Here is a 24,999-nt window from a genome sequence, read left to right as displayed (position 1 = left end):
TCCTCCTCAGAGCACCGGCACACTGGTCGCGGCGGGATCGAGCGTCGAGCCGTTGTCGGCGATGACGTCCTTCACCGTCAGCGTCAGCCCGGCCACCGGCTGGTCGCCGTCGATCAGCAGCCAGACCAGCGACGGATCGCGGCTGTCCAGTTGCACCAGGCCGATGATCACGTCCATGTGCGGCTCGCCGCTGAAGGTGTAGTGGCGAGGGTTGAGCGCGCTGGATTCGCGCAGGCGCAGGTTGAAGTCGACCCTGATCGCCAACGCGTCCTCGTAACTGGTCCAGACCGCACTTTCCAGCTTGAGCGCGCCTGGAACCGGACCGCCGGCGCAGGCCGGCAGCGGGAAGCCGGATATGGCCGCATCGATGGTTTCCAGACGGCAGGGGATCGACGGCGTCGAGCAGACTTCCTGGCCCACCTGGTTTTCCGGGTCGATCAGGCTGAACAGGTAGCGGACCTGACGGTAGCCTTCCGTCGCCCAGGTCATGTATTCGCCGTAGAACAGGGTCTGCAGGACCTGGTTGGCGCCGCTGTAGTCGGCGGGTCCGGTGCACAGCAGGCCGGAGTCGTTGCTGTTGCCGCTGGGCAGGAAGCGCGCGACGCCCTGGGCCATCAGCATCGCCAGCCCCTGCTTGAACATGCCTTCCAGGCGTAGTAGCTGGCCGGACAGGTAGACCGTCTGCTGCCCGTAGGCATTGAAGGCGAACATGTTGGGGTTGAGATCTTCCCAGTTGAGGAAGAAGTTGACGTGCGGATAGAACGCCTTGAACAGCGAGGAGAAATAGCTGAACTCGTTGGTCAGGAAGGTTTCCGTCAGGCCGCGGTAGGTGCCGTTGATAGCGATATCGCGCGCCTGCTTCTGTGTGACGTAGGGCGTCGCACCGTAGGGTACCGGCGACTGCACCGCCAGCAATTCGTCGAGCGGGGTGAAGTTGAGCGAGACGATCTCGTGCGCGCCACGTCCCAGCGCCGCCGAGGCGGACACGGCGTCGCGGGCGTTCTCGGCATAGCCGTCGGTGCCGATCTTCGGCAGGGCGTCGTGACCCTTGGCGAACATCGCGGCGATGCCGTCGGAGTCCTGCATGGCCAGGACCATGTGGTCGCCGGCGACCACCCCGTTGGTTTCGAGGAACCAGCCGGGCTCTTCCTCGCTCTCGAACTGCTGGGCGGACAGCGAATGGAAACCGACCGTGCGCTTGCCGAGCACCACTGCGGTGACCGCCACCGGTTCGCCGTGGAGATCGACCAGGTGATCGTCGGTGGTCACGCGGTCAGCGGTCTTCAGGCTACCGTCGGCCATCAGCAGCGGCTGGTCCGGCGTCACCACCAGTTCTCCGTCCACGCCGTACTGCAGCAGCACGGCGGTCTGGTTCTCCGCCGGCGCCATGCCGTCGGAGAAGGTCACCGGTCGGGAAACCCAGTCCAGCACCGGTTTGCCGCCGACTACCCGGACCCGGGTGGTCAGCACCGGATCGTCCAGGCCGATCGTCTCGACCGAGCGGTAGGTATCGGCGGCGACGGTGATCCGGGTGCCCCAGGCGAAACACGAGCAGCAGCAGTAGCAGGCGCGCCAGCTCCAGTTACGGTCCTGGTCGCGCATGTCCTGGCAAGCGTTCATGGTGATGTTGAGCCGCTGTCCGGTGGCGCTGTTGTAGCACTCGCCGGCCTCGACCGGGAACGAACCGCCCTGCGGCGTGCAGTCCTTTATGGGTTGGCCGTCCCAGCCGATGCACTTGCAGTACTTGGCCATGGTGGAGGTTTCCCGGAAGCTGCTGCAGTGGTTCTCGGTACACAGCGTGGTGCCGGGCGGAATGTTTACCTGACATGCGTCATAAGCCATTTCACGATCCCTCTTGGTTAACGCCGATCGTTGCAATCACTTGAAAACGGCAGCGGTGAATTGCACGGATAGGAAGACGTTCAACAGCGCGTCTCCGTCGATGTGACCCGTCGAGTCCAGCAGACGGGCCAGTTCGGGACTGGCCTTCATAGCCTTCAGGTCGAAGGTCAGGCGCCATGTCCCGATGATCTCTGCCTGGGGTATCTGGGCGTACTCGACCTGGCCGGCCAGGCCGCTACTGGCGATGCTCTTCGCCGGCTGGACGCCGGCGGTGAGCGCCATGAAGCGGGCCGAGGCGGGCAGGCGGATACCGTCGGCGACCACCAGTGCGACGATCGCCTCGTCCACCACCAGGTCGCTGGCGTTGGACGGAAACAGGCCGGCGGCCAGGTCGAACGCAAGGGTCTGGCTGTCCGCCGAGCTGGTGTCCTCGAGGAATTCCGTCCACTCGCTCTCGTAGCCTGTCGCCAGGTTGAGCATCAGCGCTGCGCTGTAGCGCGGTCCGGAAAGCGCCTTCTCGACGCTGCGCTGGTACGTGGCGCCACCGTCGAGCGCGGTGTAGCGCAAGGTCAGTACCAGGTCCTCGATCGCCGAGAAGTCGAGCGGGTTGGTGTTCTTCGGCAACTGGTAGCGCCAGTGGGATACTGCGCCGGTCCCTTCGAAGCGCTGCAGCTTCTCGCCGTCGCCGAAGTATTCGATGAAGGCGCCGTCGGCCAGCGCGCGCCGGCTCAGGGAGACCGTCTGGTTGGCGCGCCAGTCCTGCCAGACCGCGTCGCCCGGATCGCCGCTGCCGTCGAGCATGTACTGCAGGCCGGCGGAGGTCGGCAGGCGCAGGATCTTGTTGCCGGTCTGGGTGAGGATCGCGTGGACTTCCTCGACCTCGCCGCTCTCGTCCAGCGGCAGCAGGCTGATCTCCAGGGTCTTGACCCGCCGGCAGTAGTGGCTGGGGAAGTCGAAGTCGAACAGCGCCTCGCTCAGTTGGATATCGGCCACGCCGGTGGCACGCAGTTGGATCAGTTGCGCCGGGTCGATCTGCGAGAGGCGGATCTCCTTGGTGATCTCCTGGCGCAGGATATCTTTCTGCGAATAGGCGAACTCCATGCGGTCCAGGGCCAGGTTCAGGCTGTTCGCGGCCATCAGTCCGCGATGGCCGGGGTCCCAGGGATCGGCGGTAAGGTAGTTCTCGGTGCTCGCCAGGGTCCATTGCAGGCTGCTCTGCACCGCGTCCACCGAGTTCAGCGCGAGCTGGTAGGCCTGGTAGTAGAGGGCCGAGGCACGGCTGACGCGCCAGGCATAGTAGTCCTGGTTGTCGAACTTGCCCTGCAGGAAGGCCTGCTGGGCCTTGGCGTTGTCCATCGCGACCTGGTGCGCAGCGTAGTCGGCCTTGGCCGAGGCGAGTTCCGCCTCGGCGGCGGCTATCTGCTTGTCGATCTGCAGCAGTTCCTTTTCCGCTTCGTTGCGTTGCTGCTCCCACTCGGCCTTGAGGCGTTGGTACTGGCCGGCGCTGTCGGTCAGGTCCTTGGCCGTATCGAAGACCAGGGCGGCCTGGTTCAGCGAGCCGGCGGTACGATGCAGGCCCAGCTCCAGTTGCTGGCCGCCATAGGTCATGGCGAACGGAGAACCCACCTGGGGCGCGATGGCGAAGATCGCCGCGCCGGTCTCGAAGCCGATGGCGGCGAAGCTGGCGATGCGCGACGCCAGGCCGAAGGTGATGGAAAGGATCTCGGCAGCGATCATGCCGTCGGAGACCAGGTCGGCGTAGTACTTGCGCCTCTGCTCGGTAACCGCGCGGCCGGCCTGCAGCGCTTCCAGCGAAGACTGCGCGCCGTTGCTGCGCTGCTGGTAGGCCAGCAGTTGAGCCTGGTCGAGGCGCTGCTCATGGGTCGACTGCAGGATCTGGAACGCTTCGCCGTTCTGCGAAACCAGCGCCTGTTCGAGTTCCGCGCCGAGCATCTGCAGGTCGCCGACCACCGCCCGCGCATTGCCGATCAGGGTCGGGAAACGGAACACCTGGGCGGTCGGCGGTTTGCTCGCCAGCGGCGCGAAGCCGCCGTTCGAGCCGGAAGCCGCCGCCGCGCGCACCAGCGCCATCGGGTCTATAGGCGCGGCGAACAGCGGCAGCAACAAGGGGTTGCCGTCCAGGTCCAGGTTGTTGCGGATCTTGAACAGGCGGTCCTCGACTGTGTCCCAGCGCGCCAGGAGCATCTCGTTCTGCGGCACGCAGAACAGCGCATCGACCTCGTTGACCGCGCCGCCGGCCATCGGCGGAAGCGTTTCGGCGTTCCGCCCGCGGGCGGCGAACAGGTTTTCCATGTCGATGAGGAACTGCGGGATGCCGTCCGGATCGTTCTGGTAGCGGTCGAGGATCTCCTGGAACGTCACCGGCAACTGGTCGCTACAGGGACCGACCGGCTCCGGACGCGGGCCGAGCAAGTCGCTGGCCATCACGTAGAGCAGATAGGCGGCGTTGAGGTACTCGCGGGTCTTGCGCTGGAAGAAGCTGTCGCCCCAGCCGACCAGCACGTCGATGTAGTTGCAGAAGGTCGCCTTCTCGAAGGCGCCTATGCGCAGCTGCGCGATAGCGTAGGGATCGTACGGGTCGCTGTTGTAGACCGCGATCTGCACCGGGCTGGTGAGGGTCTCCAGCAACGCCTGCTGGGTATGGTTGCGGAACGGCTGGAAGCGCCAGAACTGTCCGGCCAGTCCCGCCGTCTGGTGATTGAAGAGGACGTTGCGTACCTCCTCGATCATTCGCGTCCGCAGCAACGGGTCGTTGACCGTCGGGAACAGGTAGTCGAGGCCGGTGCGACTGCTGTAGTCGCGCGCCACCTGGTTGTCCTCGGTGATCACGCCGTTGTTCTTGAGCGCAGTGAAGGCTTCCGTGGCCTGGCGCTGATCGATGTCGGGGGTGACGAAGTCGGCCGGCGAGAGTTCGCTCAGCCGTTGCGTCGGATTGAAGATGTACTGCAGCCAGTAGAGCGCCGACTTGAAGTCGCCGGCCTGGAACAGGGCGTCGGCGATCAGCCGCGGGGTGAAGAAGAACAGCTCCCAGAAATACACCCCGTAGACGCCGTTGAAGTCGACCTGGGTCGCGTCGCCGTAGGGCGGTGGCTGGACCCGCTCGCCCGGGCCGTAGCTGCTGAACGGCACCTGCGGGACGACGGGTGCCTGCTGTTGCTCGAGGTTGAGGAGGGCGTCCACTCCACCGACCTGCAACGCGGTGGACAGCCGTGGCACGGCGCCGGTGCTGAGGCGGGTGAAGCGGTAGTAGAGATCCTGGATGCCGCGCTGCCAGGTGTTGTCGAAGTAGCCGTCGAGGATCACGGCGACATCCGCGGTGAGCAGCGCGGCCTTCTGCGGCGGCTCTTCGGGGAACAGGTCGGCGAGGTCGTTGCGTGGGTCGTAGTTCGGCGAGATGTAGCCCTGCGGCCCGATCACGTTGCGCTGCGTCAGGGTATCGAACACCTGCTTGGACTGGGCGGGCGAGATGCCCATGCGTACGAAGCTGGCGTCGGTGATGATCACTTCGTCGTTTTCCGCGTAGTAGGAAACGCTAGTCATGGTCGGCAGGTCGATGAGCACCACCCGGACCTGGGCGGTCTTGATCTGACGGCTCTGCGCCGGCTCCGCGGCGAACAGGAAGGACAGGTCCTCGTCGCCGCGGAACGGTTCCAGCAAGCGGCCCAGCGAGTCGATGATGCCGTTGCCGAGCAACTGGTCGAAGACTGTCGACGATTCCGCCGGGCTGATGTCGTTGCTGATGAACGAGTCCCGCGTCACCGACTGCACGGTCTGCATGCCGACCGCCCGCGCCACGCTGTTCAGGCACGGGCCGCGCTCGGTGAGCGGGGTGACCAGGTAACTTTCCGTACCGATATTGCCGACGAACAGCGAAGGCTGGTTCTTCACCACGTAGGTACTGCAGCCACGGTTGGCCAGGGTGCCCAGCAGCAGCGGATCGCCCATCGCGACGAAGAGGATGCTGCGCAGCGTGAACTCGATCGAGGCATGGTCGGGCGCTCCGTCGAGTATCTGCGACAGGTCGGAGCGCGAGCTGAAACCGGGCGCCACGTAGCCTTGCGCATCCAGGAAGGCGGCGGCCTTGAGATCGGTCAGCGCCTGGCTGGCGGCGTAGTCGTTCAAGGCGGTCATCAGGAAGGTGGCGGACCGCACCGTGCTTTGCTCGATGCTGGCCACCAGCAGGCGCTGCTTGGTCCACTGGCGGATGATCTGGTCGTCGCGGCTGTCGGCGCCGCCAAGCAGGAAGCGAAAATCCGCGTTGCCGGTGAACCCGGGTAGCACCGTGTAGCTTCCGCCGCTCGCCGCCGCCAGGTAACCGGCGCCGAGTAGGTCGGCGACGATCTGTTGCGCGCCGGCGTCCTCGACGCCCTTGAACTTCAGGCGCCCGGCGTCGACCCGGCTTTTCAGCAACGCGGTGTCGATACTGTTGTTCCAGTCGCCGTAATAGTTGGTGCGGAACAGGTTCAGGGTCGGCTGGGCATGCAGCCGGTTCATCGCGTAGTCGTACAGCGGGCGCAGCGTGGGAGGGACACCGGTGGAGTAGTTGTCGGTGAAGTTGAGGAACTCGGTGCGGGTGAACAGGTAGTCGCGCTGCAGTTCCCGGTTGAGCACCTTCGGCTCGCGCAGGCAGACCTCGCCGCGAATTCCCGAAGCGATGGCCTGGTTGACGATCCGCCCGCGACGGTAGGCATCGAGTTCGAACTGCAAAACCGCCGGGTTGCGTTGGGCGTCGAGCGTCGGCATGGGGATATCGAGCGGCGTGCCGTTGGAGCTGTTCTCCAGGAACGGGCCGTAGAGCACGACGATCTTCTCGTCGATGCGCACGTCGCTGGCCGGGCCGATCGGCGCCCGCTGCGAGTAGACCTGCACGTTGCACTTCTGCCAGAAAAGGTTGTTCATTTCGAACAGGCCATAGCCCGACTGCGGCGAGAGCTTGACGTTATTCGGCTCGGCATAGACCACCCGTTCCGGCTCGAGGGTCTGGTCGCCGACCCAGTTGCCGTTGGCGTCCATGAAGCTGTAGCGAATCGCGGCCTTGTACACCACGCTGTTCTGCGAGCGGGTGTCGCTGCCCTGGGTTTCGATGGCGGTGCTCGACACCACGCTGGTTTCCACCCAGAACACGAACAGGCGGCCGAAGGCGAACACCGGGGTGACGTAGGGCGACTTGATGGTGACGTCGATGCTCGACCACTGCGACCAACTGGCGTCCAGTTCCTGCTTGGCCCAGTAGTATTCGTAGGGTTCGGTGCTGGTGCGAGCGAACTGGAACAGGGTGTCGATGTCGCCGCGGTAATGGTCGACTACGGTACAGCGGAAGGCATCGACGAACTGCAGCGAGGCCAGCAGGTCGAGTCCCTGCACGTAGTTGCGGTAGGCGTCGGTGACTCGCTCGGGGGTGATGTCGACCTGCATCAGGTCGGACTCCAGCGCACGGAACAGGCGGGTGCTGGAAGAGCGCAGGGTCGGCACCAGGTAGTTCTCCGGGTACAGGAACACCTTGCGGTTGGCTTCCCACATGCGATAGGTGGTCAACCATTCCCACCAGACCTCGGGGATCGGCAACTGCTCGATGCCGGGCTCCAGGTTGGCGCGCGCGCGGTTCAGGTACATCTGCACCGCCGCGGTGGCTTCCACCACGCGCGAGGTCTGGTTGGTGCCCCCCATCTGCACATCGATCAGCAGGTAGCCCGAGAGCCGGTCCGGCGTGTCGATCTCGGGATGGCTGAGCTGGAAGTACCAGAGCAGGGTCGGTGCCAGGGCATCGCGGCGGGCTTCCAGTAGTGTGGCGAGGATCACCGCCCGCCGCTCTGCCCAGGCTTTGCCGAAGAAGGCCGCTGCGGCGCCTTCGGTCGAGTCGGCGAGCGTGCCCCAAGCCTGCCAGTGGGCGACACCGTTGGCGCTGTCGAGTGCCCACTGGCGGCTCTCGAGGAAGCTCCGGTAGGCCGCGCTGCCGAAGCCGCCTTTGCCGAGTTGGTTGAAGGTCACGCATAGCCGTGCCAGGCCCTCGGTGTCCGAGTACAGCGCCGGCGTCGCGCCGAGGCAGGCGATCACGCCGCAAAGGTCGGCCCGCGACCAGCCGGCGAGCAGGCACAACGCCGCCGCCTTGCCGCCCAGTTGGCAAGCGGCGTCGGCGGGCATGGCCAGGTAGGCGAGGTAAAGCTCGTCGTTCAACCCGAGGCGCTGGCGGGTGTCGAGGTAGCGTTGCAGCGCGTGTAGGGTACCCAGGGCGAACAGCCCGGCGAGGTCGACGCCGAACACCGCTGGCCGTTCGCGGACGCTGACGATCACGGCGTCGGCCAGCCCCAGCGTGCCGCAGGCCATCTGCAGGCGTAGCAACTCCATGAGCCTGGCGGCGATGGCGTCCCATTGCTCCCCTTCGGCGGCGCTCGGACGCAGCAGGCTGGCGATCCAGGCGGCTGCCCCGGGCTGCGCCGCGATCAGCGCGCCGAGCGCCGCGACGTTCGAGGGGGCGCTGTCGAGCGGGCCGGCCAGGCCATTGTCGAGGACTTCGGCTTGCGCCGCGTTGGCTGCGTTCAACGCAGCGAGCACCTGTTGCAGTTCCGCTTCGCTCAGCCCCAGCGGCGGCTCGCGCAAGCCCTGCAGGGCCGCTGCCGTGACCGGCACGGGAACCAGCGCCAGGGGCGGCGGCGGTGCGTTGGCGACATGCTGCCGGTAGTCTTCGCCGACCTCCAGCAATGGCGATGGCGACAACGCCAGGAGCGCCGTATAGATTTCCGCGGCGCGCTCGGCGTCGACGCTGTCGCCGAGCAGCACGGCCGGGCCGAACAGTACGCCGGTGGCTTGCGCCCAGATGACCTGCATGTCGGCATAAGCCAAGGCGACGCCCCCGGCGCTGTCCGGCGAGCCGTCGGCAGCGACGAAGAAGGCGATCTGCTCGATATCCAGGGCGGTTTGTTGTAGCCAGGCGGAAAACAACAGGATCAGCGAGACGGCATCCGCCTCCAGTGGCTGGCCGAGGTCTACTTCCAGCCAACTGGCGACCTGGCCGAACGCCGCAATCTCCAGCTCGCAGGCACGGGCCAGCGCGGCGACGCGATAGAGCGTCGAGAGGTTGGCGACGTCGAGCGCCACGCTGTCCTGGTCAGGGAAGGTCAGGCCGGCCAGCGTGGCCAGGTCGTCCGAATCCAGTTGCAGGCCGGCGCGCAGGCGCGAAACGTTGAACGCGGCGTCGCTGGTGGTCGAGTCCGCGATCAGCCAGTCGACCACCGGATCCTGGTACAGCGGGTTGGTGTCGTCCCTGGGGTGGTAGATCCGGCCATCGCCGCGGATCGCCGGGGCGTTCCAGACACGGTCGAATACCGACTCCGTGCTGTCGGCGTCGTAGCGCCCGCTGGTCGGCATGGCGGCCCACAGCGCGCTCGCCCGCGCCCAGCTCCAGGCCAGCGTCTGGACCACGCCACGGGCCGTGGCCAGGCGTCCTAAGGCCGCGTCGTCCAGCGTGACGATCCCCAGGCCGTCCAGCGCGTAGCCAAGGTCGGCGAAACCGATGCCGCTCCAGCGGCTGAGACGGATGTAGCGGTTGAGCGCATCGAGGGTCTGCGGGTCGAGGTTGTCCAGCGTATCGGGCTCGCTGCTGCCGAGAAGGATCTGCACCGACTGCCCGCTGGCCAGGCTTAGATTGAACCAGAAGCGGTGGGCGAGTCCGGCCGCGAGTTCGGCGGGGGTCAGCTCCTGCTGGGTCAGCGCGGTCACCTCGGCGCGGGAAAGCCCGGACTGCCGGGAGAACGCGCTCAGCCACGCGAGGCTGTCCAGCCCGGCCTCGCGCAGGCCCCAGGCAGCTTGTAGTTCGCCGCTGTCGGTGAGCGGGGTGGTGACGAACGCGGTCTGTTCCAGCGACAACCACAGCAGCTCGCGGGCCAGGGCCTGCGGATCTTCGCTGGGCATTCCGCTGGTCGTGGCGTAGAGCGCCGCCAGGCTCAGGTCGAGGTTCTCCAGGATCAGCCGTATCCGCCGCAGCGGTTGGTTGTCCGGGACCATGAAGGGATAGCCGGTGGTCGCCAGGTAGAAATCCACGTCGCTTTCCCCGGATTCCCGGCAAACCCGCTCGGCGAGGATTTCATCGACGATTTCCAGGTACGGCAGCAGGTCGTTGGTGGTGGCGCAGCTCAGCGGCAGCGAGAACAGTCCTGGCCGACGTTGCGCCAGCGCGTAGCCGGCGGGAATGGCCGCGGCGTTGACCGTGCTGACATAGCGGTCGGTGATCCGCATGATGTCGACGTAATAGGCCGCCGGTCCGAAGATCGACTTGCATGCCTCGCACTGGCAATAGTTCTGGTTGCCGAACATGTCCTGGTAGCTGGGCAGCGCCTGGATCTCGCCCAGGGTCTGTTCGTCGACCGTTCGCCCGCGAGAACCGGCGAAGGCGGAACCGGGTTGCGACGCCAGCAGGTTCGCCCATAGATGGACGACCCGTTGCTTGATGTCCAACGCCCGGGCGTGGATCTGCCCGGCCTGCTTCTCGCCCAGCAGGCCCTCCATGCGCGAGACGAATTGGCTGGCCGGCAGCGCGGCGATCCGGTGCGCACTGTGGAAACCATTTTCCCGGAGCGTATGGACGACATGCTGGCTATCGCTGAGTTCGAACAGGCGCTGGTAACTTTCCAGCTTCGCCAATGTTTCCGAATCGACAGAGAGAGACTTGAACGGCGCTTCACTCTTATTCGCGATGAAATCAAACTTTCTTATATCGAAGTCGGGGTTTTTCAGGAAAAAATCGGATAATGAGGAGTCGGCGATTATCATCCTTCACTGCTCCATGTGCGAGAGGTTCCGTGCGCGTTGGAATCACCGTAGCCAGGCGGACGAGGGGGCGCACTAGTCGGTGTTGATAGCTAGTAAAAAGGCATACAACCTAGGCATTAGAAGAGGTCGCGGCAGTTCTTCGGGAAGAACCGTATGAACCGGATAGATGTAGAAAACTCTTGTCGATCACCACCCCGGATTTCGATAAGTGCGCGCTGGCTAGTTCACAATCGATATATGAAAAAACACTTGGCGCGGTATTTTCGGACAGATGTTCGATTGCCGATATTCAGCGAAAAAGAATACGTTGCGTGACAACTTTTCAACTGCATGCGCCGCCGCAGCGTCCTGCGGCCGACCTGACCCAAAGGAGCCCCTGTATGTCCCGCCCCCCATCGAAGTGCTCGACATCTCCGCCGCGGACGAGCGCGTCGCGGCGTTCGGCCGTTCCACCTATCGCTCCCGGGTGGTCGGCAAGACCATGACCTCGCCGTTCTCGATCCTGGCCAAAGTCCGCGACGGCCAGATCGTCTAATGCCAGTTCATGGAGGACACCTTCGGCACCGCTTCGACCGCCACTGGACCCTCCACAGCGACCCGGACGGGCAGCCTGTCGAACTCTGAGACGTGCCCGGCCCCGCGCCTCCGGGCGGCGCTATTCCCAGGAGGTCGAGTATTCATGATCGCGGAACAGCCCCGGCAATCCCGATACCTGCTTGAAACGCAGCACCTCGTCATTGTCCATGCCCAGTTCGCGGGCCACGTCGGCCTCGCTCCAGCCGGCCTTGAGCAGGGTCACCACGATCGCCGTCATCGGCAACACACCGTGCACGCCGCGTGCGCGGTTGTGGCGGATGGTGGCGGCGATGCGCTCGCTGTCGCCTTCGCGCCCGGCGCGTATCGCGGCGATCGGCAGGTAGCCGTGCAGACGCTGGCGCAGCGCGCCCTTGGCGCTGCCCACGCGCAGGCGGTGGAAGCCGTCGACCACCTCGTAGCGCCCGTCGGCCTGCGGATAGGCGACGATGGGCTGGGTGAATCCGTCGGACTCGATGGACAGCCTCAGCAGTCGCATCTCCGGCGGCGCGACGGTATTGGGGTTGTAGTCGTTGCCGGCGACGCGCTCGGCAGGCACCCACTGCACGCAATCGACCGGCTCTTCGGCGAACGGACTGTGCGCGTGGAGCAGGCGGCGGATCCGGTTGATGGCTTCAATCCGCTCGGCAAGCGGCAACCCGTGCAGTTCGCCGAACAGCGCCTCGGCCCGCTCCGTCAGTGTCTTTGTCTGTGCCATTGGCTTTCCTCATGAGCGTCACCCAGCTACCCCGGGTGGAATGCACGGCAAAGCCGTGCGGTTCGAGAAGGCGCGCGCAGGCCTGGGGCGCGCGGGTGGTACAGGCCAGCCCGAGTTGGTCGACATGCCCGAGGACCTGTTCGCGCAGGGTCCGGAACAGCCCGCGCCCGCGCGCTTCCGCGCGCAGGTAGGCATCGCGCAGGCGAACCACGTCGGGGTGCTGCTCCAGGCTGACGAAGCCCAGTACCCGCGTGTCTCCCTGGCGACGGAGCACGAACCAGCGGTGGTAGGGACCGTCGCTCAGCGGGTAGCCGCCGCATTCGCGGCGCACCCGGGCGCTGGCGAAGAAACGGCCCATGCAGGCGAAGAAGGCGGCCTCGTCGTCGAGCGAACGCCATTGCAGGATCTCGCAGTCCTGCGGGCGGATCACGAGGGCTTCTCCCGGCCGGGGACCAGTCTGTCGATATCGGTCTGGGCGAAGCCGAAGGACAGCGAGCGGGCCATGTCCTGCTTCAGCAGGGACAGCGCGATACGCCGCCAGGACGGCTGCTTGCGACGATTCTCCAGGGCCGGGATCCCCGCGTCCGGCCAGATGGCAAGGGGATAGTCGTGCTGCTTCCACCAGAGGATGAAACGCTCGATGCGCCGCTGGTAGATGCCGCGCAGGGGCGGCGGCATGCTGCGCAGGAGGAACTGGCTGTACTCGCGCCAGGTGCCGAAGGAGGGCGGCAGGCCAAGGCCGCCGCGGTAGCCGAGGAAGCGCTGGCGACAATAGCGTGCCCCGTAGTTGGCGCCGGCGACGCGTCGGACCACACGGAACCAGGTGCGCGGCTCGATCCGGTGGAACAGGTCGAGGCCCTTGCGCTGGTCGTCGCCGTAGGGCTGGCAGATGCGCATCTGCGAGAACGGCACGCCGGCGCGGTACATCTGGTCGTAGAGGCGGTTGTAGGCGTAGCCGTGGTCGGCGACGCAGCGCCAGAGGTCCTCGAAACGCCAGTCGTAGATTGGGAAGAAGCTCACCGCCTGCGGGTTGGCCCGGTCGCGTGCGCTCCAGGCCAGCGGCGCGGAGCCGCCCGGCGGCGTCCAGGCGCACTGTTTCGCCCGGCTCCTGCGCTTGACCGCCAGGTAGCGGTTGAGCGATTCGTCCGAACGGATGCCGACCAGGAACGCGGTAGGCTCTTCCCTGGCCAGCCAGGCGTTGAAGCCGGCGACGAACTCCTCGAATTCCATGCGGTAGCGGTAGAAGGGAAAGAACCCCGGGTCGCTGATCACCCCTGGGTGCTTCGGCAGCGGGCGTACCCAGTCGGCTTCGGCGCCGGGCTCCCAGCAGCACCAGTAGGGCTCCTCCAGGCTGGAGGCGTTGCGCAGGTTGAGCGGCAGGCAGACCCACCAGGGGCGTACGTCGGGACGCCCGAGCATCTCGCTGACGTGATCGATGGTGGCCTGGTACTGCCCCTCCAGGTCGATGAACAGCACGTCCACCGGACCGCGCCCCAACTCCCGCGCCACGTCCAGCGCCAGTTGCAGGGTGACCGAGCTGTCCTTTCCGCCGGAGAAGGCGACGCAGACGCGCTCGAAGTTCCGGAAGACCAGTCGGAGGCGGGATAGGGTTGCGGCATGCACATCGGCATCCTGGTAATGCTTGCCTGCCATGGGTGCGAACCTCTTCTTCTAATTACTATTGAGGGAGACCGTTGCGATGACGGTCCATGTGCAATGTTTGTCTCGGAGTTTCTCCAGGATATTTTTCGAGTGTCTCGGCAGCCGGCACGTTCGGCGACGTTGGACTCTGAATCAGCGGGTGGCGGGAATATGCCCAGACACTTGGCAGAGCAGCGGCCAACAGCCCCGGCAACTGCCGTGCATGCACTTTCCAGATACTAGGCGAAGCCGTCGTTCGAGTTGTTGACTTGTCGCAAGACGGATTCTCCGAAGAGTGATACCGCGCCGTGGCGGAGAGGCGTCGTTCTTCAACGGACCTTTATCCAGCCCATCGCCCGGATGCCCGCCGTTGCGCACCGCGCGCGCAACAGGAGCGCCTGCGGACAATCGAGGACAGCCTTCGGGAACAGCCTATGGCAGGCGTTCGTCAAGCATCGGGAAAGTGCACTCTTCCAATTCGAAAATTAATTGTATAGCGCCGTTCATTCATTTCGTGGATGACGTTTTTATTATAAGTCCAAGCTGGCGAAGACCGGCAAGGGAGACCGGGAAACCAGAGTCTCATAGTCGGAAATACGACTATTGCAATATCGTCGGACAGGAGGAAGAAGCTGCGAAACGAGGCAATCCGCCAAAAGACGGGCACTCGAACGGATTTATAAGTCCGCCGTTCGGCGTTCACCTCGACGCCTTCGCACGGGATACTTATATCGGTGGTTCGCACCACTAATTATCGATTTGAACTCGTTCGAGTCTTTACCGCGATCCCGGCCGAAATAAAAGGCGGGTGGACGATTATTGCCTCACACAAGGAACATAGGCATGACCAGAACTTCGAGCCCATGCGCAGTGGTATTGGCTGTTGCGGCGATTGCCGCGTCGGGGACCGCGATGGCGGCAAACACTATCACATTCAGCGGCGAAGTGACCGACCAGACCTGCCAGGTCGCGGTCAACGGCTTCACCGACCCTACGGTGATCCTCGATAGTGTGCCGGTGAGCGCCCTCGATGGCGCAGTGGGCCGCAGCGCCGGCGAAACCGCCTTCACCCTGCAACTCACCGATTGCGTCGCGCCGACGGCCGACGAGCACTTCACCACCCTGTTCCAGGCCACCAACCCCAGCGCCGCCGGGAACCTGGTGAACACCGCGGCCAGCGGCGCGACGGGCGTGGCGCTGCAACTACTCGACGGCGTCGGCGGCAACCCGGTCGACCTGGCCGGCGGCGCGGCGGTGTCCGCCGGCGACATCGTGCTCGCCAACGGAGCCACCAGCACCAGCTACGACTACGCGGTGCAGTACGTCTCCGAAGCGGCGACCGTGACGGCCGGTCCGGTCCTCGGCGCCGTGACCTACACGCTGCGTTACGAGTGACAGTCGGCGGCGCCTGCGCCGCCGCTTCCTTTTTCCCTGCACTCAAGCCGGGTCCGGTCGCTGGACCGTACCCGGCCAGGTAAGCCGCATGCCCAGACATTCGTACCGATCCGGCAGGACATCGGCGCTTCTGCTCGTCCTGCTGGCGAGCTTCGCCCAGGCACGGGCCAGCGTGGTGGTGACCGGAACTCGGGTGATCTACCCCGGCGAGGCGCGGGAGAAGACCGTGCAACTGAGCAATCGCGATGCGTTTCCCAACGTGGTCCAGGCCTGGGTCGACATCGACGCCCCGGACGCGCCGCCGGACCAGGCGGACGCGCCGTTCCTGGTCAACCCGGCGGTGTTCCGCATGGCCCCGGACAGCGGCCAGACGCTGCGCATCGTCTACACCGGGCAGGGCCTGCCGGGCGACCGCGAATCGCTGTTCCATCTCAACGTCCTGCAGATCCCGCCACGCAACAACAGCCATGCGGACAGGAACCAGATGCTGCTGATGCTGCGCAACCGCCTGAAGCTGTTCTACCGCCCGGCGGGCATCCAGGGCCGTCCCGAGGACCTGCCCGGGCAACTGCGTTTCGCACTGGTCCGGCGCAGCGCCGGCTGGGCGGTGCGGGTGGACAACCCGAGCGGCTACTACGCCTCGTTCGCCAGCGCCACGCTCAGCGTCGGCCAGCGCCGCTGGCGCTTGCGCAGCGGCATGCTGGAGCCGCGCAGCCATGCCGAATGGCAGGCCGAAACCCGAGAAGCCCTGCCGCCGGGACGCGTGCGCCTGCACGCGCTGCTGATCAACGACTACGGCGCCCATATGGATATCCGTCATGACCTATCGCCATGAACGCCGCTGCCGCACCGGCACGGCCCTGATGGCGGGCGGCATGGCGCTGGCGGCGAGCGCCTTCGGTCATGCCCAGCCCGGCTACGAATTCGATGATCGCCTGTTGCTCGGCTCTTCCCTGGGCGGCGGCGACCTGTCGCGCTTCAACCAGGACGGTCGGATCGATCCGGGTCGCTATCACGTCGATGTCTACCTCAACGAGCGCTTCGCCAGCCGCAGCGAAGTGAGTTTCCTCGCCAACCCCGCCAGCGGCGCGGTGGAGCCCTGCCTCGAGGAAGACTTCCTGCGCCAGCGCCTCGGCGCCAAGCCTGGTGACGATCCGCGCAAGAGCGGCGACGGGCGCCACTGCGCCTTTCTCGGTGCACGCCTGCCCGGCTCGCGGTTCAGCCTGGACGTCGCCCGCCTGCGCCTGGACCTCTCGGTGCCGCAAGCTTTGCTCGACCTCAAGCCGCGCGGCTACGTCAGCCCCGAGGAGTGGGACGCCGGCGACAGCATGGGCTTCGTCAACTACGACACCAACCTCTATCGCTCCGACTACCGCGGCGGCGAATCGGGACGATCGGACTACGCCTATGTCGGCCTGAACAGCGGCATCAACCTCGGCCTGTGGCGTTTGCGCCACCAGTCCAACTACACCTATTCCCGCTACAACGGGCAGGCCAGGCGCAAGTGGAACAGCATCCGCACCTATGCCCAGCGCGCCTTGCCGGCCTGGCGCAGCGAACTGACGGCGGGGGAGAGCTACACCGCCGGCAACCTGCTCGGCAGCATCGGCTACCGCGGCCTGAGCCTGGCCACCGACGACCGCATGCTGCCCGAGTCCCTGCGCCGCTATGCGCCGCAGGTGCGGGGCACCGCGGCCACCGCGGCGCGGGTGGTGATCAGCCAGAACGGCAGGAAGATCCGCGAGGTGAATGTCGCCCCCGGTCCGTTCGTCATCGACGATCTCTACGATAGCGCCTATGCCGGCGATCTGGATGTCCAGGTGTTCGAAGCCGATGGCAGCGTATCGAGCTTCAGCGTGCCGTTCGCCTCGGTCCCGGAGTCCATGCGTCCTGGCCTGTCGCGCTACAGCTTCACCCTGGGCCAGGCGCGCCAGTACGGTGACGGCGACGACCTGTTCGCCGACTTCACCTACCAGCGCGGCATGAGCAACGCCCTGACCGCCAACCTGGGACTGCGTGTCGCCGACGACTACCTGGCCATGCTGGGCGGCGGCGTCCTCGCCACCCGCTTCGGCGCCTTCGGCCTGAACAGCACCTATTCCAGCGCACGCGTCGAGGATGGCGCGCGCAAGCAGGGCTGGCGCATCGGGCTCGACTACAGCCGGACCTTCCAGCCCACCGGCACTACCCTGACCCTGGCCGGCTACCGCTATTCCACCGAAGGCTACCGCGAACTCGGCGACGTGCTCGGCTCGCGCGACGCACTGCGCCACGGGGACACCTGGGATTCCGGCAGCTACAAGCAGCGCAACCAGTTCAACCTACTGGTGAGCCAGGCCCTCGGCGGTTACGGCAACCTCTATCTTTCCGGCTCCTCCAGCGATTTCTACGACGGCAAGAGCCGCGACACCCAATTGCAGTTCGGCTACTCCAACACCTGGGGGCAGTTGAGCTACAACCTCGCCTGGTCGCGGCAGACCACCACCTACTACCAGGAGCAGGGCGACCAGGACCCTGGCGTCGAGCTGCTCCGGCGCGACCGGCGCAGCGGCCAGCGCAACGACACCCTGACCCTCAGCGTCTCCATGCCGCTGGGTTCTTCCAGTCGGGCGCCGACGCTCAGCGCCATGGCTACCCGGCGCTCCGGCGACAGCCGTGGCGGCAGCCTGCAAACCGGGCTGAACGGTACGCTGGGCGACGAGCGTACCTGGAGCTACGCGCTGTCCGCCAACCGCGACAGCGAAGTCGCCGACACCACCTGGAACGGCACGTTGCAGAAGCAGACGGCGCTGGCCACCGTGAATGCCGGCTATGCCCAGGGCGATCGCTACCGGCAATACAGCGGCGGCATCCGTGGCGCGCTGGTCGCCCACCGCGACGGGCTGACCCTTGGCCCCAGCGTCGGCGATACCTTCGCCCTGGTCGAGGCCAAGGGCGCCAGCGGTGCCGCGATACGCGGCGGGCAGGGCGCGCGCATCGACGGCAACGGCTATGCGCTGGCCCCCTCGCTGTCGCCCTATCGCTACAACCCGATCTCCCTCGATCCCGTTGGCATCGATCCCGACGCCGAACTGCTGGAAACCGAGCGCAAGGTCGCGCCCTACGCCGGTGCCAGCGTGCGCGTGACGTTCAGGACGCTGACCGGCCATCCGCTGCTGATCCAAGCACGGCGCGAGGACGGCAGTGTGCTGCCGCTCGGCGCCGTGGTGGTCGACGACGGCGGGGCGGCCATCGGCATGGTCGGGCAGGGCGGCCAGGTCTATGCGCGCGCGGAAAACCAGCGGGGCAGGTTGCTGGTGCAATGGGGAACGGCACGGCAGGAGCGTTGCGAGCTGCCCTACGACCTGGCCGGCGCGCCCCGCGACCAGGTGCTGATCCGCCTGCGCGGCACCTGCCGGGCAGCCGCCATCGATTCCAACCCGGAGACCGCCAGATGAACCACATGATTCTCCTGTCGTCCGCGCTGGCCCTCGGCGTGTCGCTGGGGTTTCCCGCCAGCGCCCAGGCAACCTGCTACCGGGTCACCTCGGTAGGCAGCGAGACGACCACCTCGACCACCCAGATCCGCCCCGGCGAAGGTACCGCCGGCAGCTGGACCGGCGCCTGCGACACCTGCAATGGCTCGCTCGGCCTGCCCAGCGTGGTCAACGTCAGCGACGAGAGTTTCCAGCCCTATCCGACGCTCATCGCCAGCGCGGTGGCGCCGCTGACCCAGTACGGCGCCACCGGCGGCTACGACCCCGAGCGGGTGTTCTTCCGCTGTAGCGCCGGGGACGCCGTCTACGAGATGTTTTCTACCAACGGCGACGATCTCTATAGCGGCTACTACACCGGCGCCGACACGGTGGGCAACGACATCGGCCTACAGGATGCCTACCGGACGGCCTGGCCCAACGTGCTGCTGCGCCTGACCAACGTCGAGACGGGGGAAACCATCACGCCGATCTGGAAGGAGCGCCAGCTCTCCGGGCTGGACATCGACTCGCGCGGCTTCCAGCTGGTCAAGGCGAAGAACCTCGCAGCGGTACGCGCCGAGCTGTACAGCGCGCCGCTGGAGGCGATCCGCTACTACTCGCCGACGATCCTCTCGCAGCCCTATTCCTACACCCAGCCGGCGGCCTACATCGCCATCAAGGGGCCGGGCCTGACCGCGCCGACCGTCGGCCAGGCGCACGTGGGCGGCAACTGGGGCGGCTGGTACAGCAACTGGCCGGGTGCCATCGGCCTGTACCGCTACGTGACCCTGAAACGCTATCCCACCTGCGCGGTGATGACGGTCACCCCGCACGTGCAGTTCCCGCCCATCACCCTGGCCGAGATCGATAGCGGCGGCGTGCGCGAGGCGCCCTTCGAACTCACCTTCAAGTGCCAGAGCGGCATGACCAACGGCACCGGGGCCGGCGCCACGGCGCTGGGCATCCGCGTGTCCAGCGGGGCCCTGGCGGCCAGCCCGGCGCTGGGCCTGGTCAACGCCAGTGGCGGACTGTCCTACCTGCTCTCCGACCGTTACGGGGAGCCGGGCATTGCCCGTGGGGTCGGCATCCGCATCTACCGCGACGGCACGCCGATGACGCTCCTGGCCAACGAGAACTCCGCCGGCGGCAGCAACGCCGAGGCCACCGGCTGGTACCCCGCCATCGGTGGCGCGACCCAGGCCAACGGCGGTAGCGGCGGCATCGACCTGTACCGCGAAACCTTCCGCGCGCGCCTGGAGAAACTCGCGCTCGGCAGCCAGCCCGGCGTCACGGCGGGGCGAGTCGAGGCCACGGCGCAGGTGGTTATCCGTGTCCAGTAGGCGCGCGCTCGCGCTGCTGGCCATGCTTTGCCTCGCGCCGACGAGCGAGGCCGGAGTGACCGCGGAGCGCACCCGCCTGGTGTTCGTGGAGGGCCAGCGCGAGGCCTCGTTGCTGCTGGTCAACCAGAATCCCTACCCGGTGCTGGTGCAGGCGTGGGTCGATGACGGCGCCCTCGACGGCGAACCGGATACCGCGCTGGCTCCGTTCCTGCCGCTGCCGCCCGTATTCCGCCTGGAGCCGGGACGCCAGCGCAGCCTGCGCCTGCTGGCTACCGGCCAGGCCCAGGCACGGGATCGCGAATCGCTGTACTGGCTGAACATCTACGAGATCCCCCCGCAAGCCACCGCCGAGGCCGCTGGCCGGCCCCGACTCACGGTCACCCTGCGAACCCAGATGAAGGTGCTGTACCGCCCGCACGGCCTGCATCCGCACGCCGAGGACGCGGCCGCCGAACTGGGCTTCGCACTGCGCGACGAGACCCTGCGGGTGGACAACCCGACGCCGTACTTCGTGTCCCTGGCGGGGCTGGCGCTGGAGATAGGGGAGACGCGCCTGGATCTGCCCGGAACGCTGCTGGCTCCGCGCTCGCAACGACGCCTCGGCTTGCCGGGGCATGTCGATGAGGGGACGCGCGGCGAGGTGGCGTTCGACTGGATCGACGACAACGGCGTCAGCCGCCGGGAAAGGAAAGCTCTACAGTGAACAGTTCCCCGCAGGCTCGCCAGCACGAGCACCCGCCGGCCGTTGCCGCCTCCCTGGCCGACGACCTGCGCCTGGCCCGGCGTTTCCAGGTGGCCCTGGCGCGCGGCCGGGTACGCCTGGACTGGCAGGCCGTACGGCACGCCGGGCATCCGGAATGGGAACCGCTCTACCGGGAAACCCTGCTCAGGGTTACGGCCGCCAGCGGCGAACCGCCGTTGCCGACCCAGGAACTGATCCTGGCGCTGGAGCGGCTCGGCCTGGTACGCCTGCTCGATCGCTGCGTGCTGGGCACGGTCCTCGACCGGTTGAACGCCGAGCCTACCTTGCGCCTGGCCTGCAACCTGTCGCGCCAGAGCGCGGCGATGGATGCCTGGTGGGAAGCCGTCTGCCAGTGGCTGGCGGCCCGCCCGCAGGTGGCTCGACGGCTGACGCTGGAGCTGACCGAGACCGCCGTGGGCGAGAGAGCCGCGACCCGGGAGTTCATCCGGCGCCTGCGCGAACATGGCGTGCGCATCGCGATAGACGACTTCGGCGCGGCGCACAACAACCTGGACTTCGTCCTCGACGCCCGTCCCGACGTGATCAAGATCGACTGCCGGTATACCCGCGAAGCGCGCCGCTCGGCGAAGGGCGCCGAAGTGTTGCGCCACCTGCTGGCCCTGTGCCGCGAGTTGGCGCCCTGCGTGGTCCTGGAAGGCCTCGAGGAAGACGATGCGTTCGCCCGGCTGCCGACCGGGGACGTCTATCTCCAGGGCAACGCGGTCGCGCCGCCGATGCGGGTCGAGCCGCCGCTGTCCGTGCGCCGGCCGAAGAGCCGGGCGCGGATCGAGGCGCTGGCGAACCGCCAGGGGTGATCGGGGCAGGGCGCCCAGCCAGGCTCGGTCGGCGAAAAATCTGAACGGTCGTTCTGCGGCGCCGTCACAGCAGCAACGATGCCGAGGTGCGCCGTGCCGACGGCCCGGCATTCTTCCTGTTCCGCCAACGGAGTCGACCATGAACAGAACAATCAGCCTTCCCCTCAAGGGAGCCGCCTGGCTCCTGCTGCTCCTGGCCCTGCCTTTCGCCAACGCCCAGGACATGAACATGACCGCGCCACAGACCTTCGTCAGCGAAGCCTCGGCGGCCGGCGTGGCGGAAATCGAAGCCGGCAAGATGGCGCTGGAAAAGAGCACCGCCGCCGATGTGAAGGTATTCGCCAAGCAGATGATCGACGACCACGGCAAGGTCAACGCCGAACTGCGCAGCCTGGCCGAGCGCAAGAAACTGGAGGTCGAAGACGACGCCAGCCTGACCGACAAGGCCAAGGCGACCCTGCTCGACCTGCGCGACGCCTCCTTCGACCCGGCCTACGCCAACAACCAGGTGGCGGCCCACGAGAAAGCCGTGGAACTCTTCACCCAGGCCGCAGACAACCTCACCGACCCGGAACTGCAGGCCTTCGCCAAGACCCACCTGCCGGCCCTGAAGCACCACCTGGAAATGGCCCGCGCGCTGGCCAAGGCGCACCCATCCAAGTAACGCCCCCGCGGGCAGAGCCTGGCCAGGCATGAGCTTCAGCCTGTGGTTGCTGGTACTGGGCTGCATCCTGCTGACGCTCGGCCTGGCCTCGGCCTACCTGCGCCTGCTGCCGGTCAGCACCTCGTTCCTCTACCTGCTGTTCGGCCTGGCCATCGGCCCGGCCGGGCTGCATGCCTGGCGCAGTGGCCTGGCGGACATCAGCGGCTGGTTCGAACACCTCGCCGAGGCGGCCCTGCTGATCTCGCTGTTCATCGGCGGCCTCAAGCTGCGCCTGCCGCTGCGCTCGCCGGCCTGGACCGCCGCCTGGCTGCTGGCCGGACCGGTCCTGCTCGGCTGTATCCTCGGCCTGACCCTGGGCGCGCATTTCCTGTTCGGCCTGGACTGGGGGCTGGCCTTGCTGGTCGCGGCGATCCTCGCGCCCACCGACCCGGTGCTGGCCAGCGACATCCAGGTCAACCACGCCGGCGACGACGATCGCCTGCGCTACGCCGTGTCCGGCGAGGCGGGACTCAACGACGGCATCGCCTTCCCCTTCGTCATCGCCGCCCTGCTGCTGATCGGTCAGGGCGGCGGCCTGCCCGGCGAGTTCGACCGCAGCGGCCTGGACTGGCTGCTGCGCGACGTCCTCTGGGCCATCCCCGCCGGATTGCTGGTGGGCTATTGCCTGGGCCATGGCCTCGGCCGCCTGGCCATCCACCTGCGGGCGCGGCACACCGACACCTCGGTGTCGGCCAACGACTTCCTCGCCCTGGCGCTGATCGCGCTGTCCTATGTCGGCGCCGACGCGCTGGGCGGCTGGGGCTTCCTCGCCAGCTTCGCCGCCGGGATCGGCCTGCGCCACGCCGAGGTGGCGACGCTGGGACACGCCTCGGCACCGGCCGAGGCGCAGGCGGCCGCCGCCGACGTGCGCGAGGCCGGGCAGGCCAGCGGCGCCATCGAGTATGGCGCCGACCGCAGCGAACACCCGAAGGTGGCGGCCGGCGCGGTGATGCTCGACGTGCTCTCCTTCGGCAACCTGCTGGAGCGCTCGCTGGAAGTGCTGCTGGTGACCCTGCTCGGCGCCATGCTCTACCAGCACTGGGACTGGCGCGCGCTGCCGCTGGCGCTGCTGCTGTTCTGCGTGTGCCGGCCGGCGATGGTCCGGCTGCTGGTCGGCCGACGGCTGATGCACCCGGCGCAGCGGCGCCTGCTCGGCTGGTTCGGCATCCGCGGCATCGGCAGCCTGTACTACCTCAGCTACGCGCTGAACCAGGGGCTGCCGACGGCGCTCGCGCATACCGCCAGCGACCTGGTGCTGAGCCTCGTCGCCCTGAGCATCTGCGTGCACGGCCTGAGCATCCAGCCGCTGCTGATGCGCCACGCGCGCAGCGTCAGTCGCCGCGATCGGGAATGATCGAGATCTTGCCGTTCTTCTCGAGGATGGCGAAGCGGATCTGCTCCATGCGTTCCAGGCCCTGGGTCTCGCGGGCGGCCAGGAGAATGTCTTCCTCGCGCAGGCGGGCTTCGGCCAGGCGCGCGTGCAATGGTCTGCCGTACTCGACGATGAGCGTCGGCGAGCCCTCGATCAGGGTGTCGAGCTTCGGATGGCGCAGCTTGAGCAGGGACAGGCCGACATCGATGACGATCAGGGTGACGATCACCAGCACCGCGTTGACCAGCGAGAAGTCGTCGCCGAGCAGGGCCTGCTGGGTGGCTTCGCCGATGATCATCAGCAACAGCAGGTCGAAGGTGGTGATGTCGGCCAGGGAACGCCGCCCGGCGACGCGGAAGAGCAGCAGCAGGACCAGGTAGAGCGCGGCGGCTCGCAGTACGGAATCCATCGTGCGCCTCCTCGGGACGGATGACTCAGGGGTAGATGAACTGGTTGAAAGCCAGGCTCTCGCCGGCGAACTCCAGTCGACTGGCGACTTCGCCGAGCTGGTTCGGCAACAGCGTCAGGAACAGGCTCAGGCGACCGTCTTCGTCGAGCCTTCCCTCCAGTTCCAGGCCGCCCCGCCAGCTGTGACTGCGCAGCGGTTGCGGTTGCAGGCTCTGGATGCTGTGCGCCTGTAGCAGGCCGCCGCCCAGGCGCACGCCGACCTCGGCACCCGGCGCGCCGCGCAGATCGATGCGCAGGCGGCTGGCGGCGCCGTTGCGTTCGAAGCGTTCGTAGGTCAGGACCAGCCTGCCGCTGTCGCTGACCAGCGTCCGCGAACTCAGAGGCCCGCCGGTGAACACCCCGGTCAGCGCCAGGAGGATCACCCCGAGCAGGACCCACAGGCCCGCCCGTTCGAAACGCCAGGCGCGGCGCTGGCTTTCCAGGCGCTCCGGGATCGGATACTCGCGCGGCTCGAACGTGTCGTCTTCGACGTCGTCTGGGGCAGGGCGCATGGCGGGTTCCTTCGCTCGCGGTCTCTCTCAGGCTGGACCCCGGTCGCGGCGGTTGGTGCCGGCGGGCTTACCAGCGGTCCGCACGGGGCGGGCAATCTGCACGATGAACGGGCGCCTTCCGGGCACTCTGCTGATCGCACTTTGCGATCAACCCGCGCCCAATCGCCGTGGTCACGCTGCTGCGGCGCAAGCGGGGCGGACGGCGCGAACCTTGCAGCGGAGCCTTGCTGACAATCCGACAGGGAGAACCAAGGTGAACGGAGAAAACAAGATCGTCCTGGTCCTCGAAGAACACGCCGACCAGCTCTGGCGGATCGAGGAATTCCTTCTCGATCGAGGCTACGCGGTGCTCAGCGCGGCGAGTCGCGACGAAGCCCTCGACCACCTGGCCTCGGACGCGGTGATCGACCTGTTCCTGCTCAGCGAGCAGCTCGAAGGTCCTCTGAGCGGCAGCATGCTCATCGAAACCAGCCTGCCGGTGCGCCCGCGGATGCGGGTGATCCTGCTCAGCGACAGCGCTCGCGTCGGCATCGACCCGGCGGCACCCTATCCGGTGCTGCTCAAGCCGGTGACCCTGGAGGAACTGGGGAAAGCCATCGACCTGGTCCTGCACAGCGCGCCGCTCTGCCCCGGCGTCTGACCACCGAGGAGCCCGCC

At 67.0% G+C, this 24,999-nt stretch carries 17 protein-coding genes; 10 read left to right on the top strand and 7 right to left on the bottom strand.

The genetic code is table 11. The features are described from left to right. Positions 1 to 6: 6 nt before the first annotated feature. Positions 7 to 1,842: a hypothetical protein gene (locus AC4OR5_RS10285; RefSeq protein ID WP_003142476.1), complete on the bottom strand. Its 1,836-nt coding sequence runs from the start codon at positions 1,840 to 1,842 to the stop codon at positions 7 to 9. Positions 1,843 to 1,878: 36 nt separating this feature from the next. Then, positions 1,879 to 10,500: a Tc toxin subunit A-related protein gene (locus tag AC4OR5_RS10280; RefSeq protein ID WP_033870572.1), complete on the bottom strand. Its 8,622-nt coding sequence runs from the start codon at positions 10,498 to 10,500 to the stop codon at positions 1,879 to 1,881. Positions 10,501 to 11,029: 529 nt separating this feature from the next. Here AC4OR5_RS10280 and AC4OR5_RS10275 point away from each other — a divergent pair. After that, positions 11,030 to 11,164, top strand: coding sequence for a nuclear transport factor 2-like protein (locus AC4OR5_RS10275; RefSeq protein WP_255327030.1), 135 nt, complete (start codon positions 11,030 to 11,032; stop codon positions 11,162 to 11,164). Between the two features lie 120 nt (positions 11,165 to 11,284). Here AC4OR5_RS10275 and AC4OR5_RS10270 read toward each other — a convergent pair whose 3' ends face one another. Genes AC4OR5_RS10270 through AC4OR5_RS10260 form a run of 3 tightly spaced genes read right to left on the bottom strand, consistent with a single transcriptional unit; the run spans position 11,285 to position 13,573 of the window. Beyond that, positions 11,285 to 11,920, bottom strand: coding sequence for an IbrB-like domain-containing protein (locus AC4OR5_RS10270; protein ID WP_003142473.1), 636 nt, complete (start codon positions 11,918 to 11,920; stop codon positions 11,285 to 11,287). After that, the gene (locus AC4OR5_RS10265; RefSeq protein WP_058160421.1) at positions 11,838 to 12,350 is read right to left on the bottom strand and encodes a GNAT family N-acetyltransferase; all 513 of its coding nucleotides are present in this window, start codon (positions 12,348 to 12,350) and stop codon (positions 11,838 to 11,840) included. Before AC4OR5_RS10265 ends, AC4OR5_RS10270 begins: the two co-directional genes overlap by 83 nt. Next, entirely contained in the window at positions 12,347 to 13,573 is a 1,227-nt protein-coding gene (locus AC4OR5_RS10260; RefSeq protein ID WP_003142472.1) for a phosphoadenosine phosphosulfate reductase, read from the bottom strand. Before AC4OR5_RS10260 ends, AC4OR5_RS10265 begins: the two co-directional genes overlap by 4 nt. 831 nt (positions 13,574 to 14,404) lie before the next feature. Between AC4OR5_RS10260 and AC4OR5_RS10255 the strand changes: the two genes are divergently transcribed. From AC4OR5_RS10255 to AC4OR5_RS10220, 8 genes are all read left to right on the top strand, one after another. Continuing rightward, a complete protein-coding gene (locus tag AC4OR5_RS10255) occupies positions 14,405 to 14,956 on the top strand; it encodes a fimbrial protein (RefSeq protein WP_031637951.1) in 552 nt (183 codons plus the stop codon). 88 nt (positions 14,957 to 15,044) lie between these two features. After that, positions 15,045 to 15,791: a fimbrial biogenesis chaperone gene (locus AC4OR5_RS10250; protein WP_058160422.1), complete on the top strand. Its 747-nt coding sequence runs from the start codon at positions 15,045 to 15,047 to the stop codon at positions 15,789 to 15,791. Continuing rightward, positions 15,775 to 18,393, top strand: coding sequence for a fimbria/pilus outer membrane usher protein (locus tag AC4OR5_RS10245; protein WP_058160423.1), 2,619 nt, complete (start codon positions 15,775 to 15,777; stop codon positions 18,391 to 18,393). Before AC4OR5_RS10250 ends, AC4OR5_RS10245 begins: the two co-directional genes overlap by 17 nt. Continuing rightward, positions 18,390 to 19,751, top strand: a complete 1,362-nt coding sequence (locus AC4OR5_RS10240; protein ID WP_003139578.1) for a fimbrial protein — start codon at positions 18,390 to 18,392, stop codon at positions 19,749 to 19,751. Before AC4OR5_RS10245 ends, AC4OR5_RS10240 begins: the two co-directional genes overlap by 4 nt. Then, complete coding sequence (locus tag AC4OR5_RS10235; protein WP_058160424.1) at positions 19,741 to 20,454, top strand: fimbrial biogenesis chaperone; 714 nt, start codon at positions 19,741 to 19,743, stop codon at positions 20,452 to 20,454. The genes AC4OR5_RS10240 and AC4OR5_RS10235 overlap by 11 nt, the downstream gene beginning before the upstream one ends. Then, positions 20,451 to 21,308 (top strand): EAL domain-containing protein, encoded by an 858-nt coding sequence (locus AC4OR5_RS10230; protein WP_023434693.1) that lies wholly within the window; start codon positions 20,451 to 20,453, stop codon positions 21,306 to 21,308. The genes AC4OR5_RS10235 and AC4OR5_RS10230 overlap by 4 nt, the downstream gene beginning before the upstream one ends. A gap of 139 nt (positions 21,309 to 21,447) precedes the next feature. Beyond that, a complete protein-coding gene (locus tag AC4OR5_RS10225; RefSeq protein WP_058160425.1) occupies positions 21,448 to 21,972 on the top strand; it encodes a DUF4142 domain-containing protein in 525 nt (174 codons plus the stop codon). Positions 21,973 to 22,000: 28 nt separating this feature from the next. Next, positions 22,001 to 23,365, top strand: coding sequence for a cation:proton antiporter (locus AC4OR5_RS10220; protein ID WP_023126027.1), 1,365 nt, complete (start codon positions 22,001 to 22,003; stop codon positions 23,363 to 23,365). Here AC4OR5_RS10220 and AC4OR5_RS10215 read toward each other — a convergent pair. Together AC4OR5_RS10215 and AC4OR5_RS10210 are read right to left on the bottom strand one after the other, a co-directional pair. Continuing rightward, positions 23,343 to 23,792, bottom strand: coding sequence for a DUF421 domain-containing protein (locus AC4OR5_RS10215; RefSeq protein ID WP_023126026.1), 450 nt, complete (start codon positions 23,790 to 23,792; stop codon positions 23,343 to 23,345). The genes AC4OR5_RS10220 and AC4OR5_RS10215 overlap by 23 nt on opposite strands. Before the next feature lie 25 nt (positions 23,793 to 23,817). After that, positions 23,818 to 24,342: a hypothetical protein gene (locus AC4OR5_RS10210; RefSeq protein ID WP_058160426.1), complete on the bottom strand. Its 525-nt coding sequence runs from the start codon at positions 24,340 to 24,342 to the stop codon at positions 23,818 to 23,820. A 253-nt stretch (positions 24,343 to 24,595) separates the two neighbouring features. Between AC4OR5_RS10210 and AC4OR5_RS10205 the strand changes: the two genes are divergently transcribed. Further along, on the top strand, positions 24,596 to 24,982 hold the full coding sequence (locus AC4OR5_RS10205; RefSeq protein WP_023107972.1) for a response regulator: 387 nt from the start codon (positions 24,596 to 24,598) through the stop codon (positions 24,980 to 24,982). The last annotated feature ends 17 nt before the right edge of the window (positions 24,983 to 24,999 follow it).

It is taken from the genome of Pseudomonas sp. YA1, assembly GCF_058680555.1.
Note: the sequence above shows the minus strand (reverse complement) of the source record. Positions and strands in the feature narration are given on the sequence as shown.